Origin of the sequence: Halolamina pelagica (assembly GCF_900115675.1) — an archaeon.
GTDB classification, from domain to species: domain Archaea; phylum Halobacteriota; class Halobacteria; order Halobacteriales; family Haloferacaceae; genus Halolamina; species Halolamina pelagica.
Window position 1 is genome coordinate 127,716 of the sequence record NZ_FOXI01000006.1, and the last position, 15,357, is coordinate 143,072.

The 15,357-nt window shown below is 69.7% G+C and carries 16 protein-coding genes; 7 read left to right on the forward strand and 9 right to left on the reverse strand.

What is annotated here, in order from left to right; all coding sequences use genetic code 11:
* Positions 1-49 precede the first annotated feature (49 nt).
* Together BMZ83_RS10060 and glmM are read left to right on the forward strand one after the other, a co-directional pair.
* On the forward strand, positions 50-1,948 hold the full coding sequence (locus tag BMZ83_RS10060; RefSeq protein ID WP_074878226.1) for an ABC transporter ATP-binding protein: 1,899 nt from the start codon (positions 50-52) through the stop codon (positions 1,946-1,948).
* A 114-nt stretch (positions 1,949-2,062) separates the two neighbouring features.
* Complete coding sequence (gene glmM, locus BMZ83_RS10065) at positions 2,063-3,433, forward strand: phosphoglucosamine mutase (RefSeq protein WP_074878227.1); 1,371 nt, start codon at positions 2,063-2,065, stop codon at positions 3,431-3,433.
* A gap of 21 nt (positions 3,434-3,454) precedes the next feature.
* On the opposite strand, the gene BMZ83_RS10070 is transcribed toward glmM, so the two are convergent.
* Together BMZ83_RS10070 and hisI are read right to left on the reverse strand one after the other, a co-directional pair.
* Complete coding sequence (locus BMZ83_RS10070) at positions 3,455-4,588, reverse strand: DUF7118 family protein (protein ID WP_074878229.1); 1,134 nt, start codon at positions 4,586-4,588, stop codon at positions 3,455-3,457.
* Positions 4,585-4,998 (reverse strand): phosphoribosyl-AMP cyclohydrolase, encoded by a 414-nt coding sequence (gene hisI, locus BMZ83_RS10075; RefSeq protein ID WP_074878230.1) that lies wholly within the window; start codon positions 4,996-4,998, stop codon positions 4,585-4,587. The genes BMZ83_RS10070 and hisI overlap by 4 nt, the downstream gene beginning before the upstream one ends.
* A gap of 73 nt (positions 4,999-5,071) precedes the next feature.
* On the opposite strand from hisI, the gene BMZ83_RS10080 reads away from it, so the two are divergent.
* Positions 5,072-5,548, forward strand: a complete 477-nt coding sequence (locus tag BMZ83_RS10080; RefSeq protein ID WP_074878233.1) for a phosphate-starvation-inducible PsiE family protein — start codon at positions 5,072-5,074, stop codon at positions 5,546-5,548.
* Positions 5,549-5,551: 3 nt separating this feature from the next.
* Here the strand turns inward: BMZ83_RS10080 and BMZ83_RS10085 are convergent, their stop codons facing one another.
* Complete coding sequence (locus BMZ83_RS10085) at positions 5,552-6,613, reverse strand: A24 family peptidase (protein ID WP_394327199.1); 1,062 nt, start codon at positions 6,611-6,613, stop codon at positions 5,552-5,554.
* Positions 6,614-6,710: 97 nt separating this feature from the next.
* On the opposite strand from BMZ83_RS10085, the gene BMZ83_RS10090 reads away from it, so the two are divergent.
* On the forward strand, positions 6,711-7,460 hold the full coding sequence (locus tag BMZ83_RS10090; RefSeq protein WP_074878235.1) for a hypothetical protein: 750 nt from the start codon (positions 6,711-6,713) through the stop codon (positions 7,458-7,460).
* Positions 7,461-7,553: 93 nt separating this feature from the next.
* Here BMZ83_RS10090 and fer read toward each other — a convergent pair whose 3' ends face one another.
* From fer to BMZ83_RS10105, 3 genes are all read right to left on the reverse strand, one after another.
* Complete coding sequence (gene fer, locus BMZ83_RS10095; RefSeq protein WP_074878387.1) at positions 7,554-7,943, reverse strand: ferredoxin Fer; 390 nt, start codon at positions 7,941-7,943, stop codon at positions 7,554-7,556.
* A 126-nt stretch (positions 7,944-8,069) separates the two neighbouring features.
* On the reverse strand, positions 8,070-8,570 hold the full coding sequence (locus BMZ83_RS10100; RefSeq protein WP_074878237.1) for a 2'-5' RNA ligase family protein: 501 nt from the start codon (positions 8,568-8,570) through the stop codon (positions 8,070-8,072).
* Between the two features lie 118 nt (positions 8,571-8,688).
* Positions 8,689-8,880: a DUF7554 family protein gene (locus BMZ83_RS10105; protein WP_074878239.1), complete on the reverse strand. Its 192-nt coding sequence runs from the start codon at positions 8,878-8,880 to the stop codon at positions 8,689-8,691.
* A 147-nt stretch (positions 8,881-9,027) separates the two neighbouring features.
* Between BMZ83_RS10105 and BMZ83_RS10110 the strand changes: the two genes are divergently transcribed.
* Positions 9,028-10,179: a helix-turn-helix transcriptional regulator gene (locus BMZ83_RS10110; RefSeq protein WP_079990156.1), complete on the forward strand. Its 1,152-nt coding sequence runs from the start codon at positions 9,028-9,030 to the stop codon at positions 10,177-10,179.
* 72 nt (positions 10,180-10,251) lie between these two features.
* Positions 10,252-11,250 (forward strand): hypothetical protein, encoded by a 999-nt coding sequence (locus BMZ83_RS10115; RefSeq protein WP_074878241.1) that lies wholly within the window; start codon positions 10,252-10,254, stop codon positions 11,248-11,250.
* On the opposite strand, the gene uvrB is transcribed toward BMZ83_RS10115, so the two are convergent.
* Positions 11,247-13,307 (reverse strand): excinuclease ABC subunit UvrB, encoded by a 2,061-nt coding sequence (gene uvrB, locus BMZ83_RS10120; RefSeq protein ID WP_074878243.1) that lies wholly within the window; start codon positions 13,305-13,307, stop codon positions 11,247-11,249. The two genes, BMZ83_RS10115 and uvrB, sit on opposite strands and share 4 nt — an antisense overlap.
* A 92-nt stretch (positions 13,308-13,399) precedes the next feature.
* Here uvrB and BMZ83_RS10125 point away from each other — a divergent pair, with 92 nt between their 5' ends.
* Positions 13,400-13,672, forward strand: coding sequence for a DUF7553 family protein (locus BMZ83_RS10125; RefSeq protein WP_074878245.1), 273 nt, complete (start codon positions 13,400-13,402; stop codon positions 13,670-13,672).
* Positions 13,673-13,729: 57 nt separating this feature from the next.
* Here BMZ83_RS10125 and BMZ83_RS10130 read toward each other — a convergent pair whose 3' ends face one another.
* Entirely contained in the window at positions 13,730-14,350 is a 621-nt protein-coding gene (locus BMZ83_RS10130; RefSeq protein ID WP_074878247.1) for a hypothetical protein, read from the reverse strand.
* Between the two features lie 76 nt (positions 14,351-14,426).
* Positions 14,427-15,296 (reverse strand): sulfurtransferase, encoded by an 870-nt coding sequence (locus BMZ83_RS10135; protein ID WP_074878249.1) that lies wholly within the window; start codon positions 15,294-15,296, stop codon positions 14,427-14,429.
* Positions 15,297-15,357: the final 61 nt, after the last annotated feature.

Sequence of the window (15,357 nt, forward strand, 5' to 3'; positions counted from 1 at the left end):
GTCTCCGCCAGCCCTACATCTTTCCGGCTGGGGCGTGTTTCGAACCGTAATGAGTGACGAACACGGGAGCTTCTCCGAGATCCGTCAGTCGGTCGACGGCCACTCGATGAAGGGGCTCCTGCGCTACTGCGTCCCCTACTGGCGGCGCCTGACCGTGGGCACCGTCGCCGCGTTCGTGGTACGGTTGTCGCGACTGATCCCGCCGTTGCTCGTCGGGGTGGCGATCGACCGGGTCATCCGGAACGGGACCGGCGAGGGCGGCCTGCTCGTCACCGCCGGGCTGATCCCGAGCGGCCAGATCACCGGCCAAGCCGCCCGACTCCAGTTCCTCGAACAGTTGGTCATCATCGCCGGCGCCGCCTACGTCGTGCGATCGCTGGCCCGGTTCGCCTCGCGGTACCTGTTCATGTCCACCGCACAGAAGGTCCAGCGGGACCTGCGGAACGACACGTACGACCACATCCAGCGGCTCTCGCTGGGCTTCTTCGCGTCCCACCAGACCGGCGCGATGATGTCCGTGCTGAACCAGGACGTGAACCGGCTGGAGCAGTTCCTGAACACCGAGATCCGGCAGGCGATCCGCGTCGTCGCCACCGTCGGCGGCATCGCGGCGATCATGTTCTGGTACTCGCCGAAGGTGGCGGTCATCGCGCTGGCGCCGGTGCCGCTGATCGGGCTGGCCTCCGGGCAGTTCCTGACGTGGATCGAACCCAAGTACCGCGGGATCCGCGAGACGGTCTCGCGGCTGAACTCCCGGCTGGAGAACAACCTCGGCGGCGCCCGGGTGATCAAGACGTTCAACCGCTACGACTTCGAGCTCGACCGCGTCTCCGACCAGAGCGACCACTACCACGACGAGAAGGTCGGCGCGATCAAGATCCGGCGGGCCTTCTTCTCCGGGCTCCGGGTCATCACGGGGCTGGTGTTCGTCGCGATGCTGTGGGTCGTCGGCAGCGACATCATCACCGGCTCCTCCAGCGCGCTCGAAGCGGGGGTCGTCGCGACGTTCTTCATGCTGCTGCGCCGCCTCTACGCGCCGATGCGCCGCGTCGGCAAGACCGCGAACAAGTACCAGCTCGCGAAGTCCTCCTCCGAGCGCGTGTTCGGGATCCTGGGCCACGAACCGGAGGTCACCAGCCCGGAGGACGCCTACGTCCCCGAGTCAGTCGAGGGCCACGTCGAGTTCGACGACGTGACGTTCAGCTACGACGAGAACGAGACGATCCTGAACGGCATTGACCTCGACGTGGAGACGGGTCAGACGGTCGGGCTCGCCGGGACGACCGGCGCCGGGAAGTCGACGCTGCTGAAGCTGCTGCCGCGGTTCTACGACGTCGACTCGGGGGCGGTCCGCGTCGACGGCGTCGACGTGCGCGAGTGGGACCTCCCGCGCCTGCGCGAGCACGTGGGCATCGTCGAGCAGAACCCGTACATGTTCTCGGGCACCGCCGAGGAGAACATCGCCTACGGCGACCTCTCGGTGCTCTCCGACGACGACGAGGACGTGAGCGACGCGGTCGTCGACGCCGCGAAGGCCGCGGAGGCCCACGAGTTCATCACCGACCTGCCGGAGGGCTACGAGACCGAGATCGGCGAACGCGGCGTCAAGCTCTCGGGCGGCCAGCGCCAGCGGCTCGCGATCGCCCGCGCGCTGCTGAACGACCCGGAGATCGTGATCCTCGACGAGGCGACCTCCGACGTCGACACCGAGACCGAGGAGAAGATCCAGCAGAGCCTCGACCGGTTGACCGCCGACCGGACGGCGTTCGTGATCGCCCACCGGCTCTCGACGATCAAGGACGCCGACCGCATCGTCGTGATGGAGAACGGCCAGGTCGCCGAGACCGGCAGCCACGACGAACTCCTGCGGGAGGGCGGCGACTACGCGAGCCTCTGGGAGATGCAGGCCGGCGGGTCGGTGTCGGGTGCCGCGGCGGCGGACGATTAGCCCGGCCTCCCGACGGCGTGACCCGTAGAGCTAGCGGGGGCACGACACGACCGCGAAATCAGTTCCTGCAGCCTTCGGAACCGCTTTGAACCCGGACACTCCACCACCACCTGAATGAAGGTCTTCGGCTCCAGCGGCACCCGCGGGGTGGCCGGCGAACAGCTCACCGCCGAGTTCGTCCTCCGGGTCGCCAAGGCTGCCGGCACCGTCTGGGACGCCGACCGCGCGGCGATCGCTCGCGACACGCGAACCACCGGCGAACTGTTCGCCAACGCCGCCGACGCCGGCCTGACCGCCGTGGGCGTCGACGCCGACCGCCTCGGCGTGCTGCCCACGCCCGCGGCCGTGCGCTACGCGGAGGTCGAGGAAGTCCCGGCCGTCGTCGTCACCGCCTCCCACAACCCGCCGGAGTACAACGGGATCAAGCTCGTCGGCGCGGACGGCGTCGAACTGTCCGTCAGCGAGCTCGAACGCGTCGAGGACTGCCTGCTGGGCGAGGCGTTCGAGGAGGCGGGCTGGGACGACACCGGCGCCTCCCGGCACATCGACGGCGTCGCCGACGACTACGTCGACGACCTGCTCGCGAACGTGGACCGCACGGCGATCGCCGACGCCGACCTCACGGTCGCGCTCGACCCCGGCCACGGCGCGGGCGCGCTCACCAGCCCCGGGTTCTTCCGCCGGCTGGGCTGTGACGTGGTGACCGTCAACGGGCAGCCCGACGGCCACTTCCCCGGACGGAACCCCGAGCCGGTGTCGGAGAACCTGGGCGATCTGGGCCGACTCGTCCGCGCGACCGACGCCGACGTGGGGGTCGCCCACGATGGCGACGCCGACCGCGCGATCTTCTTCGACGAGGACGGCGAGTACATCGAGGGCGACGCCTCGCTCGCCGCGCTGGCCGCCGAGGCCCTCGAACCCGGCGACGCGACCGTCGCCGCGGTGAACGTCTCCCAGCGGCTCGTCGACGTCTGCGAGGAGGTGGGTGCCGACCTCGAACTCACCCCCATCGGTGCGACCAACATCATCACCCGGATCCAGGAGCTACAGGCCGGCGAGCGCCGGGTCCCGATCTCCGGCGAGGGGAACGGCGGGATCTTCTTCCCGAACTACCGGCTCGTCCGCGACGGCGCGTTCATCGCCGCGAAGTTCCTCGAACTGCTGGCGACGACGGGCGAGACGCCAGGGGAGGTCGTCGCGCCCTACACCGCCTACGAGAACGTCCGCCGGAACCTCAGCTACGACGAGGAGGCCGAACTCAGCGCGATGCTCGGCGCGGCCGAGCAGTACGCCGCCGACGCCGACGTGGAGGCCGAAACGGTCGACGGCTACCGCCTCGACTACGGCGACGCGTGGGTGTTGGTCCGCCCCAGCGGCACCGAACCGAAGGTGCGGATCTACGCCGAGGCTCGGGAGCGCCAGCGCGCGGTCGAACTCGCCGACGCAGTCGAGGGCGAACTCGCCGCGGCGCTCGCCGACGCCTGATCGTCAGCGGGGCTGTTTCTCTCAGTTCAGTGCCTCGGTCAGCCGCTCGCGCGCCTCCCGGAGCCGTTCGGCCTCGGCTTCGATCTCCCCCTCTCGGAGCGCCTCGCGCTGGTCCGCAGTGAGTTCCGCCTCGGCGACGACGGCGTCGCGCAGGCGGTCGTAGTCGTCCCGCCGGGCCAGATCCCGCAGGTCGCGGGCCAGCGCGACCGTCTCCTCGTCGGCGAACCGGGCGACGACCGACACCAACTCGGTCGCGAGGTAGCGCAGTTCGGCGGCCGGCGGCGGCGAGCCGACGGTCAACGGCCCGGCGTCGATGCGGTCGAGGTAGGTCCGGTGGACCGGCACCGTGGTCTCGAACGCGGTGGGGTCCTCGACGTAGTGGGAGAGCTTCGAGCCGGAGTAGTCGGCGTAGGACAGGAGGGTCGGTAAGGGCTCCTCGCCCGCCGGGTGGTTTCGCACGTACTCCAGGAGGTCCTTCGGCGGGCGCTGGTAGTCGATCAGGGGGTAGTGCCGGGTCGTCTCGACGAACCCGAGCAGCTCCCGGACCGGCGCCTCGTCGACGAACGCCGCGAAGTCGTCCCGGACCGCCTCGTCGTAGCGCTCGATTGGGGCGGTCAGCTCCGCGGTCGGCGCCGAGAGGTCGGCGTCGCCCAGCCGGCGGAGCTCCGCGAGTTCGTCGAGGCGGCGCTCGATGGCGGCGCGCCGCTCGCTCACTGCGCGTTCGGCGTCGTCGACGCGCCGCTGGGCGGCTTCGCGACGATCCAGCAGGTCGGCGATCTCGCGGGCGCCCTCGATGGCCTCCCGGGCGCGCTGGAAGTCGCTCTCGGAGATTGTGCGCTGGTCGACCGCCTCGTTGGCTTCCTCGAACCCGTCGCGGTCGGGCAGTTCCTCGGGGAGGTTCTCGACCAGTTCGGCGAACTGGCTCTGGAACTCCAGGTAGGCCTCGAAGTCGCCGGTCCCAGTCGCGGAGTCGACGTAGCGGTCGAGCAGTCGGGTGGCCTCGTCCACCGCCTCGGCGACGTTCTGGACGGCCGCCTCGCCGTGGCGATCGATCTCGGCGGCGATCTCCTCGCGTTCGGCGCGGGCCTCGCCGAGCTCCGCGAGCAGGTCGTCGGTCGTGGGCTCCGCGGGCACCGGCTCGTCGGCCACGCTCATTCGTAGACGATATCGGGGTCGAACACCTGCTCGCCGGCCGTCTCCACGTCGACGGTCGTGCCGTCGTCGTCGATCGCCTCGACGGAGCGGTGGAAGCAGGAGCGATAGCCCGTGTGGCAGGCGCCGCCCTCCTGCTCGACGACGTAGAGCAGGGTGTCGGCGTCGCAGTCGACGCGCAGGTCGACGACCGACTGGGTGTTGCCGCTGGTGGCGCCTTTCTCCCAGAGTTCGTCGCGGGAGCGGGAGTAGTAGTGGGCGCGGCCGGTGTCGACGGTGCGCCGGAGCGCCTCGGGCGAGACGTACGCGAGCATCAGCACCTCGCCGTCGTCGGCGTCCTGCGCGACTGCGGGGACCAGCCCGTCGTCGCCGAAGTCGATGTCGATCGTCGAGCGGTCGGAGGTTTCAGCCATACCGGTGTCTGGGCGCTCGGAGTGAAAAGCCCGCGGCCCCCAGAACCTTGAGGCTAGCCACGAATGTGAAAACGTGACTGACGAGGAACAGGACCCCGTCGGGGGGCGAGTCGAGACGGGCGACGCCCTCGACGACCGCCTCCTGGCGTTCAGCGAGACGCTGATCCGGTACACCGAGGTCGTCGCCGCGGTGGTACTCGGCGCGCTGTTCGCCATCGGCGTGTTCGACCTGGGCCTACAGATCGTCCAGACCGCGGTCGCGGGCCCCATCACCGATCCGCTCGTCGTCGTCGGGTTCATCGACACGGCGCTCCTGCTGTTCATCATCGTCGAGGTGTACCAGACCGTCGTCGCCTACACGCAGGAGTCGAACACGCGGCGCATCGTCCGGCTCGTCATCTATACCGGCGTGATCGCGATGGTCCGGAAGGCGATCATCTTCCGGACCGGCGAGTACGCGTCCGAGCGGGCCGCGCTGCTCGCCGCGACAGCGTACACGCTCCTCATCGTCGGTCTCGCGGTGTTACTCGTCGTCGAGCGTCGGGAGTGAGAGTCAAGCCAGCCCCGCCGCGGTCAACAGCCCGTACAGCACGTCGCCGTAGGTCAGCCCGACGAGCAGGCCGACGAACATCGGGACGATGAACGGGAGGCCGGGCGAGAGCCACACCTCGTCGGTCCCGGTTACGGTCTCCAGCCCCGCACGAAGCGTCTCGGGGTCGGTCCCGTACGCTGACCCCTCGATCTCGTCGAGGAAGCGCTCGGCGGCCCAGGGGTCCGCGTGGTCGCCGCCCCCGGGGTCGTCGACCTCCGGGGCGTCAGAGACCGGCCCGTGTTCGACGGCCACCGGATCGACGGCGCCGTCGGTCGCGTCGAACGTCTCGTCGACGCTCGCGGGGTTGCGGTAGCGGTCGGGGGCCGCGCGCAGTTCCGCGAGCGAGAGCCCGCGCCAGCGCAGGTACATGCGCAGGGCGTCGAGGTCCAGCCCGGACCGCGTGAACCCCGAGCGGTCCTCGAACAGGCGGCCGTGGTGGACCGGCAGGCGCTCGACGGGAACCACGCGGGCGAGGAACATCACGGGGGCGAACTGCCCCGCCAGCGCGTTCCGAACCGTCAACGCCACCGGGAACAGCGCGCCGACGAGGACGGTGTTTGTCAGCACCGTCAGCGAGAACACGCCGACGAGCGTGGGTTCGGCCGGGAGCACCGGCGGCAGGTCGACGCCGAAGGGCGTCGTCGGGGGGTAGTAGGCCGGGTAGGTCGGGAACAGCACCGCGAGCGCCATCAGCGCCTTCGCGTCCGCGCCCCCGAAGCCGCCCAGCCGCCAGAAGCCGTAGGCCAGCGGGACCACCAGCCCCAGACTCAGTATGATCCGGATCAGTTCGAGGCGGGCGAAGGAGTCGTCAAAGGGCGCCAACCGCACCAGATCCGCGGCCAGCAGGACGACGCCGAGGCCGCCGAGGACGTACCAGACCCAGTTGGGCACTCGGCGCGTGCGGATGTCCCGCAGCGCGGCCCACCCCAACAGCGGCACCGCGAGCAGGCGCGCGAGGTCGCCGAGCGAGGCGACGGTCCCCAGCGAATCGAGCACGTCCCGCACCCCAGCGGCGACGGTCAAAGCGTTTGGGGAAACTCGGCGAGCGGGACTGATCCCGCAGTGGGGTCAGAGTTACCGCGGGAGGTAGCCTTATTACCACTCGTTCGAACTTCCCCACATGTCGACACGTTCGGTTCGTGGCACTGTCAGTGGGTTAGGGACCAGAGCCAACCCCGCGTTCGCGGGCGCCGTCGTCGCCGTCTCGGTGCTGGCGGTGGGCTACATCGTCTCCGGGATGGCCTCCGTGGAGGTGCACACGTACGTCCACGTGATGGCGGGGCTGCTCTGGACCGGGACGGACCTGTTCATCGGCGCGGTACTCGGGCCAGCTATCGGTGGGTTAGACGAGGAGGAGAGCGCCGCAGTGTTCACGCGGCTGACGCCGAAGACCACCTTCTTCCTCCCCTCGATGGCGTTCGTCACCATCGTCGGCGGCATCACGCTGGCCCAGCGGCTCGGCCACTTCCCCAACAGCGAGCCGTGGCTGGCGCTGTTCACCGCCGCGAACCTGCTGCCGGCGCTGCTGCTGGCGGGGTGGCGGCTGAACGCCTTCGACGACCGGCGGTGGCAGGGGCTGTTCGCCGTCTCGGCGGTCGGCTCGCTGGCGTGGGTCGCGACGACGGTCGGGAGCCTCCAGTCGATCCCGCTGCTGATCTCGCTCTCGCTGGGGGTCGTGACGCTGCTGTCGGTGCAGGGGTTCGGCTTCCTGCTGCCCGGCGAGATCCGGATGTATCAGGAGATCACCTCCGCCGACCCGGACGCGAGCGTGATCTCCCGGATCGGCGCGCGGAACGCCAAGCTCGGCGGCGTGCAGGGCGTGATGCAGCTGACGCTGATCGGGCTGATGGTGTCGCTGCGGTGGGTCTGACGCGACGAGAAGACGGCGGGAGGAGGCTCCGAGCGACGTGCTTGTGCTTCCTCACCCCGGCAAAAAGGCGCGGTCGACGGACGCAGTCCCGCGTTAGATGACGCGGTTCTGGAGGTAGTCGAGGTGCTTCGCGTTGTAGACGATCTTGACCTCGTCGGCGGCCGGCGAGCCGATACAGGTCAGGCGGACGTTCTTCTCCTCGACCTCCTCGTCGCTGAGGATCTGCTGCATGTCCATGTCGATCTCGCCTTTCCTCACGATGGCGGCGCAGTTCGCACACGCGCCGGCCCGGCACGAGAACGGCCAGTCGTACCCCTGGGCCTCCGCGGCCTCGAGGATGTACTCGCCCTGGTTCACTTCGAGCGTGCCGTAGTCCTCGTCGTCGAGGCCCGCGTCCGCGGCCTGCTCGAACAGGTCGTCGTCGTCCATCGACCAGCCGTGGTCGTCAAGCACTTCGTAGTTGAGGTATTCGACGGTTGGCATCACCCCGATGTTCACCTGCCACCGTATAGGGTTTTGTGGTTCTCCCCGAAAAACGGGCGTCTCAGTCGATTAGGGGGACCAAAATCCGCCAAACCGCTTTTCCGGGTAGCGAACGAAGCTCGGGAATCAGCCGCGTAGCCGGAAGCGATCGACCGCCTCGCGGTGTTCGCGGTCCCACGTCAGCGCCCGCTCGGCGGTCCACTCGACGGCGTCGATCTCGGTCCCGGCGACCTGCTCGGCGTCGGCGACGCTGCCCCCGCGGGCGAGCGTGACGTGCGGCACGTAGTTCTCCCCCTCCAGGTCGTCGACGACCGGGAACTCCCGGCAGAGCCGCCGGTGGAGCTGGCGGATCCCCTCGCTCTCGACGGCGAGGTACACCACGGGACCGCGGCCGTCCGGCGGATCGGCGAAGTAGTCGACGCCGTCGATCCGGACGGGGAACGGCTTCGTCTCGTCGAGGATCCGGCGGAGGCGCTCGCGGACGCCACCGCCGCCCCGCTGCCACGTGTCGGCCTCGATGCGCTTGACGACGAGGGTGTGGCGCTCGCGCACCCGCTCGAAGGGGGTGAGTTTCGGGTGGAGACGATCGGCGAGCCGTTCGACCGCCGGGGGGACGCGGAGGTTCACCGCGGGCGGGCGACGGCGGTGCTGTCGGCGCGACGGTTCACGGCGGGAACTGGACGGTCGGCAGTGAAAAGCGCGTCGTCGGCGTCGGCGTGACGGCCCGTGACCGCGTCGACGGGCGTTAGATCCGGTCGAGCAGCCAGAGGATCACCAGCACGATGATCACGATCCCGAGCAGGTCCGGGATCAGGCCGAGCAGGCCGGTGAACAGCTGGAGCACCTCGCCGAGCAGTTCGATGGCCAGCCACACCACCACGAGCAGCAGTATCAGCTTCAGTAAGTCCTCGGCCTCGAGGCTCCCTCGCGTGTCCATGCGAGTCGCGTCGCGGCGAGCACGCAAAAGGGCTATGGCCGTTTCCGGGCCTTCGGCGTCGAACGTGACGGGTTCGAAACACGCGGGGCGGCGGCCGGAACCTGGGACGGCAACGCATTTACTCCGGGGCGACCCACGTTCGGGCGAATGGATCCACGGACCGTCTTCCCCGGCACGTCCTGTCGCCGGGACGCCGCCCCGTCCGACACCTCGTGCTGGGGGGCTCGTGTGTTCGCGGTCGTGCTGACGGTCCTGCTCGTCAGTTCGGGCGTCGGCGCCGCCGCGGAGTTCCCCGCGCTCCAGACCGGCGACGTGGAGACGGACACGGTCGTGCTCGAGGCCGCCGTCGACGAGGACGGCGACGCCCGGTGGAGCATCGAGTACCGCGTCGCGCTCGACGACCAGAACACCACCGAGGCGTTCGAGAGCCTCCAGCAGGACATCGAGCGGAACACCAGCGACTACCGGGGGCAGTTCGCCTCACGCATGGAGTCGACGGTCGCGGCCGCCGAGAACGCGACCGGCCGGGAGATGGCCGTCGAGAACGTCACCGTCGAGGCGCAAACCAGCCCGCTCAGCGGCGAGTACGGTATCGTCCGCTACGGCTTCGACTGGGTCGCGTTCGCGGAGGTGTCCGACGGCCAGATCGCCGCGGGCGACGCGCTGGCGGGGCTGTTCCTCGACGCCGACACCGAACTCACGATCAGTTGGCCCGAGGGGTACGTCACGAACGTGGTCGAGCCGGAGCCCGACCGCGAGGGCGAGAACTCGGTGACCTGGACCGGGCCCCGCGAGTTCGACGTGGGCCAGCCCCGGGTCGTGGTTCGCCCGGCGGGCGGGACCCCGCCGTTGGGCGCGATCGTCGGCATCGTGCTGTTCGCCGCCGCCGGCATCGTCTGGTACTACCGCCGACAGCAGGCCGCCCGGGCCCGCGAGGCGTCCGAAGGGGGTGCTCCCGGCAGTGGCGCGTCCGGGAGTGACGCCCCCACTGACGCGGAGGCGGACAGCGACGGAACGCCCGCCGCAGTCGGCGGCGCGACGGACGAGCCCCAAGCAGCCGACGATACCTCCGAGGAACTGCTCAGTCCGGAGGAGCGCGTGATGCGCCTCCTGGAGCGCAACGGCGGCCGGATGAAGCAGAAGGCGGTCACGGAGGAACTCGACTGGAGCGCCGCCCGCACGAGCCAGGTCGTCAGCGACCTGCGCGACGAGGGGGAAGTCGAGTCGTTCCGCCTCGGCCGGGAGAACGTGCTGAAGTTCCCCGACGACGAGGACGATCCCCCGCCGTCCGGGCGTTAAGCTGGGTTAATCGGGGTGAAGCCGAGTGGAGCGAGTGGACGGTTTTTACCGGTGGGTCACCACCTGACTCGTGTGAACCGAACCGCTATCGTCGCCATCACGCTCGCCGTGGTCCTCGGCAGCGTCCCGGCCGCTGCGACGCTGTCCGGAGCCCAGACCACGCCGGAGGCGGGACCGGCACCCGGTGCCGCGTTCGCGGGGGTCGTCGACGTCCAAGAGGCCGAAGTCGACAGCGAGGTCGCCCAGCGCTCGCTCGACCGACAGTTCGCGGCCGCCGAGTCCAACGGCTCGAAGGCCCGGATCGTCGCCGAGCAGCAGGGTCACCTCCAGGAACGACTGAACGAACTCGAGGCAGAGAAGGCTCGCCTCGAGCGCGCCCACGAGAACGGCAGCATCGGGCAGGGGCAGTACCAGGCCCGACTCGCCGCGCTGGCCGCCCAGCTCCGGGCGGTCGAGCGCCGAGCGAACCAGACGGCGACCGTCGCCGACTCGCTGCCCGAGCAGGCACTCCGGGAGCACGGCGCCGACGTGAGTCAGATCCGGTCGGTGGCCCAACAGGCCAACAGCACCGGCGGCGGTGAGGTCGCCGAGGCGGCCCGGGCCATCGCCGGCGAGAGCGTCGGGAACGGGCTCGGCCCGCCCAACGCCTCCGCGCGCGGCCCGCCCGAGAGCGTCGACCCGTCCGAGAGATCAAGACCGAACCGGAACGACTCCACGACGGGGCCGCCCGACGGGGCCGGACAGGACGTCCAGAACAGCACTGAGAACCGCCCGTCGCCAGCCGACGTTAACGGATCCGTGACGGGGGACAGCCCCTCGAACGCGGTCGGCAGTCAGACGAACGGGACGGGCGGAAACGGCAGCGGTGAGGCGCCGAACGGCGGCAGCGAAGTGCCGACTGGCGGCAACGAGGTGCCGAACGGAACCAACGAAGCGCCGAACAGCAGCACCACGGGGACGCCGGTCCCGGACACTGAGGGCGACTCCGAACCGGAGGACGAATCCGGGACGGAGGACGACCGGGTCCCGCGTGGCGGAAACACGACGGTGACGGCGACCCCGGCGCCTTAGAACTCCGCGTCCGGTTCGGGCGCGACGCCCTCCTCGCCGCCGTCGAGGTCGAACTCCCCTCGGAGCTCTCTGATTCTGTCGCGGATGTCCGCCGCGAGTTCGAACTCGAGGTTGTCGGCGGCGGCCTCCATGCGCTCCTCCAACTGCTCGATCTGTCGGGCGGCGGCGTCGGCGTCGCCGACCTCGGCGTTCGCGGCGCCGGAGGCGTCGGTCTTGCTCCCCGGGAGGTTGGTTTCGCCGATCTCCTTCTCGATGGTCGTCGGCTCGAAGCCGTGTTCCTCGTTGTAGCGCTGCTGGATCGCCCGGCGGCGACGGGTCTCCTCGATCGCACTCTGCATCGCGTCGGTGCGCTCGTCGGCGTAGAGCACGACCTCGCCGTTGACGTTCCGTGCGGCGCGACCCATCGTCTGGACGAGCATCGTCTCCGAGCGCAGGAACCCCTCCTGGTCGGCGTCGAGGATGGCGACGAGACTCACTTCGGGGATGTCCAGCCCCTCGCGCAGCAGGTTGATGCCGACGAGCACGTCGATCTCCCCCAGCCTGAGCGAGCGGATGATCTCGTGGCGCTCGAGCGTGTCGGTCTCGTCGTGCATGTACGCGACGTTCACGCCCGCCTCCTCGAGGTACTCGGTCAGGTCCTCGGCCATCCGCTTGGTGAGCGTCGTGACGAGCGTGCGCTCGTCGCGCTCGATGCGGTCGTCGATGCGCTCCATCAGGTCCTCGATCTGGCCCTCCGCACTGGTGACCTCGACCGCGGGGTCGACGAGGTGGGTTGGGCGGACGATCTGTTCGACGATCTGGTCGGAGTGTTCGCGCTCGTAGTCGCCCGGCGTCGCCGAGACGTACAGCGTCTCGTCGGTCTTCTCCTCGAACTCCTCGAAGGTGAGCGGGCGGTTGTCGTAGGCGGTCGGGAGGCGGAACCCGTTCTCGACCAGCGAGTCCTTGCGTGACTTGTCGCCCTCGAACTGCCCGCGGATCTGCGGGAGCGTCTGGTGGGACTCGTCGACGACGGTGAGGAACTCGTCGGGGAAGTAGTCGAGCAGCGTGTAGGGCGCCTCGCCCTGCTCGCGGTCCGAGAGGTGGACCGAGTAGTTCTCGATCCCCGAGCAGTAGCCCGTCTCCTGCAGCATCTCGAGGTCGAAGGTCGTGCGCTCCTCGATGCGCTGGGCGGCGACGAGGTCGCCCTGCCGCTCGAAGTGGCGCACGCGCTCCGCCATCAGGTCCTCGATCTCGGCCATCGCCTCCTGCAGGCGCTCCTCGGGGATCGAGTAGTGCTCCGCGGGGTGGAGCAGGACTGCCGGCTCCTCGCTGACGACCTCGCCCTCCAGCGTGTTCACCTTCCGGATGCGGTCGATCTCGTCGCCCCAGAACTCCACACGCACTGCGTACCGGCCGTACATCGGGAAGATCTCGACCGTGTCGCCCCGGACGCGGAACGTGCCCTGCGTGAAGTCCACGTCGTTGCGCTCGTAGTTCAGGTCGACCAGTTGGCCGAGCAGTTCGTCGCGGCCGATCTCCTCGCCCTGCTCCAGTCGCAGGGACATGTCGACGTAGTTGCGCGGGTCGCCGAGGCCGTAGATCGCCGAGACGGAGGCGACGACGATCACGTCCTCGCGGGTCAACAGCGACCGGGTCGCGGAGTGGCGCAGCCGGTCGATCTCGTCGTTGATCGAGGCGTCCTTCTCGATGAACGTGTCCGACTGTTCGACGTAGGCTTCGGGCTGGTAGTAGTCGTAGTAGGAGACGAAGTACTCGACGGCGTTGTCCGGGAACAGTTCGCGGAACTCCTCGTAGAGTTGGGCCGCGAGCGTCTTGTTGTGGGCGATCACCAGCGTCGGTTGCTGGAGCTCCTCGACGGTCCAGGAGACGGTGTTGGTCTTCCCCGACCCGGTCACGCCCAGCAGCGTCTGTCGGTCCATCCCCTCGCGGAACCCCGCGGCCAACTGCTCGATGGCCTCGGGCTGGTCGCCCGCGGGCTCGAAGGGGGCGTCGACGCGGAACGGGTGCTCGGCGTCCGGTCGGTCCGGGGAGAGGGGACCGCTCTCGGAGTCGCTCATTACCGGATGCAGGGGCTCGTAGAACTTGAGGAGCCCGGTCGCGGGGGTGTCCGTCCGAACGGCTTTGGCGCTCCGGACCGAACCCGCCGCGTATGCCCCGAGAGCAGCTCCAGACGGCGAGCGAGGAACTGCGCCAGGCGAGCGCCGCTGCGTCGGACGCGGAGGCACAGCGCCGACTGTACGACCTGTCCGATCAGTTCGCCACGCTGGCCTCCGCGGACAGCGGCCCCGACCACGGCCGCCTCGCCCGCCACCTGAACGCGCTCACGGAACTCCGCGAGGGCGCCGGCGAGGACGTGACTACCCACATCGACGCCGCCGAGGAGGCGATCACGGCCTACCGCGAGACGGTCGAGGGCGTGTAGCACGTCGGTCGCCGGACACCCCCCGATTTCGAGTGGAGAAGTTGAAACGTTCCGGCGTCAGCAGACGTTCTTCGGTTCGACGCCCATCGACTCCAGCGTCCCGACGTACCAGTCGTAGGCGCCGTCGACGACGGCGGTGCCGGCGTCGCGGGCGGCTTCCTCGTCGGCCTCGCTCTCACAGCGTGCGGCGAGCAGTTCGGCCGCCTCGTCGCCGTAGTCGGCCAGTTCCGCGCGGAACGTCCGGAACTCGTCGGCGCTCTTTCGGTCGGCGTCGCCGACGAAGAAGCCGACCAGTTGGCCCGCGAGCTCGTCGAGAACGAGGAGGGCCGCGGCGGCCCCGGCGAGTCGCTCCACGTCGTTCCCGGGGGCGTCGAGCGCGTCGGCGACGACGTGACGGGAGTCGTCCCCGTCGGACGCCTCGGCGTCGAAGTTGTCGGCGAATTCTGCCGCGAACTCGGCGGCGTCGGCGAACAGGTCGGCCGCGTCGCCGTCGGCGTCGTCACGCCAGCGCTCCAGAATCGGGGCGAATGCGCGGAGTTCGCGCGCGGTACCGGTCCGGACGGCGTCGCCGTCCATCTCGCCGCCGGTGAGCGCGTAGACGGCTTTCGAGGAACTCAATCGGGAGAGTTCGGTGTCGCGGGCGGCCCGGAGGTCGTCGCGGAACGAGTCCACGTTCATGCTTCGGGAGTGGACGAGCAGCGGCTTGTAGCCCACGGAAGCGGGGGGTCGGGGTCGGGAGCCGCGGTCGGCGTCGCTATTCGGCGTCGCCGGTCTCGACGGGCGCGCCGACGAGGTTGCCCCACTCGGTCCAGGAGCCGTCGTAGTTCACCGTCGACTCGTAGCCGAGCAGTTCGTGGAGCGCGAACCAGGCGATCGAGGAGCGCTCGCCGATGCGGCAGTAGGCGACGACGGATTCGTCGCCGTCGATCCCCTTCTCGGCGTACAGGTCGCGGAGCTCCTCGGCGGACTTGAACGTCCCGTCGTCGTTGACCGTCGCGGCCCAGGAGACGTTCTGGGCGCCCGGGATGTGGCCGCCGCGCTGGGCGGTCTCGTTGAGTCCCGGCGGCGCCAGCACCTCGCCGGAGAACTCCTCGGGCGAGCGCACGTCGACGAGGGGCACGCCGCGCTCGATGGCGTTCTCCACGTCCTCGCGGTACGCGCGGATGTCCTCGAAGGGGCCGCGGGCGGTGTAGTCCTGCTCGGGGAAGTCAGGCACCTCCGTCGTGGTGGGGTAGTCGTTCTCGAGCCAGTAGTCCCGGCCGCCGTCGAGCAGGCGCACGTCCTCGTGGCCGTAGTACTGGAACTGCCAGTAGGCGTAGGCGGCGAACCAGTTGGAGTTGTCGCCGTAGAGCACGACCGTCGAGTCGTTAGCGATGCCGTGGGAGCCGAGCAGGTCCCCGAAGTCACCCTTGCTCAGGATGTCCCGCGTGGTCTGGTCCTGCAGCTGTGTCTCCCAGTTGAAGCCGATGGCGCCGGGCGCGTGTTCGTCGTCGTAGGACTCGGTGTCGACGCTCACTTCGACCAGGCGCAGGCCAGGGTCGTCGCTCTGGAACTCGTCGAGCCGATCCGCCACCCAATCGGCGGAGACGAGCGCGTCAGTCGCGTACTCGGGGTCTGAAACCATGATTCGCTCGTTTGTTGGGGCGCTATCAACTTAAGCGGGGAGTCCCCGGTCGCTCTCGCCG

Bases quoted from the DNA above. Each gene is read 5' to 3' on its own strand.
- BMZ83_RS10110 (WP_079990156.1), top strand. From the start codon at position 9,028: ATGGATCCACGGACCGTCTTCCCCGGCACGTCCTGTCGCCGGGACGCC.
- uvrB (WP_074878243.1), bottom strand. From the start codon at position 13,307: ATGAGCGACTCCGAGAGCGGTCCCCTCTCCCCGGACCGACCGGACGCC.
- BMZ83_RS10125 (WP_074878245.1), top strand. From the start codon at position 13,400: ATGCCCCGAGAGCAGCTCCAGACGGCGAGCGAGGAACTGCGCCAGGCG.
- BMZ83_RS10070 (WP_074878229.1), bottom strand. From the start codon at position 4,588: ATGAGCGTGGCCGACGAGCCGGTGCCCGCGGAGCCCACGACCGACGAC.
- hisI (WP_074878230.1), bottom strand. From the start codon at position 4,998: ATGGCTGAAACCTCCGACCGCTCGACGATCGACATCGACTTCGGCGAC.
- BMZ83_RS10090 (WP_074878235.1), top strand. From the start codon at position 6,711: ATGTCGACACGTTCGGTTCGTGGCACTGTCAGTGGGTTAGGGACCAGA.
- fer (WP_074878387.1), bottom strand. From the start codon at position 7,943: ATGCCAACCGTCGAATACCTCAACTACGAAGTGCTTGACGACCACGGC.
- glmM (WP_074878227.1), top strand. From the start codon at position 2,063: ATGAAGGTCTTCGGCTCCAGCGGCACCCGCGGGGTGGCCGGCGAACAG.
- BMZ83_RS10060 (WP_074878226.1), top strand. From the start codon at position 50: ATGAGTGACGAACACGGGAGCTTCTCCGAGATCCGTCAGTCGGTCGAC.
- BMZ83_RS10130 (WP_074878247.1), bottom strand. From the start codon at position 14,350: ATGAACGTGGACTCGTTCCGCGACGACCTCCGGGCCGCCCGCGACACC.
- BMZ83_RS10105 (WP_074878239.1), bottom strand. From the start codon at position 8,880: ATGGACACGCGAGGGAGCCTCGAGGCCGAGGACTTACTGAAGCTGATA.
- BMZ83_RS10135 (WP_074878249.1), bottom strand. From the start codon at position 15,296: ATGGTTTCAGACCCCGAGTACGCGACTGACGCGCTCGTCTCCGCCGAT.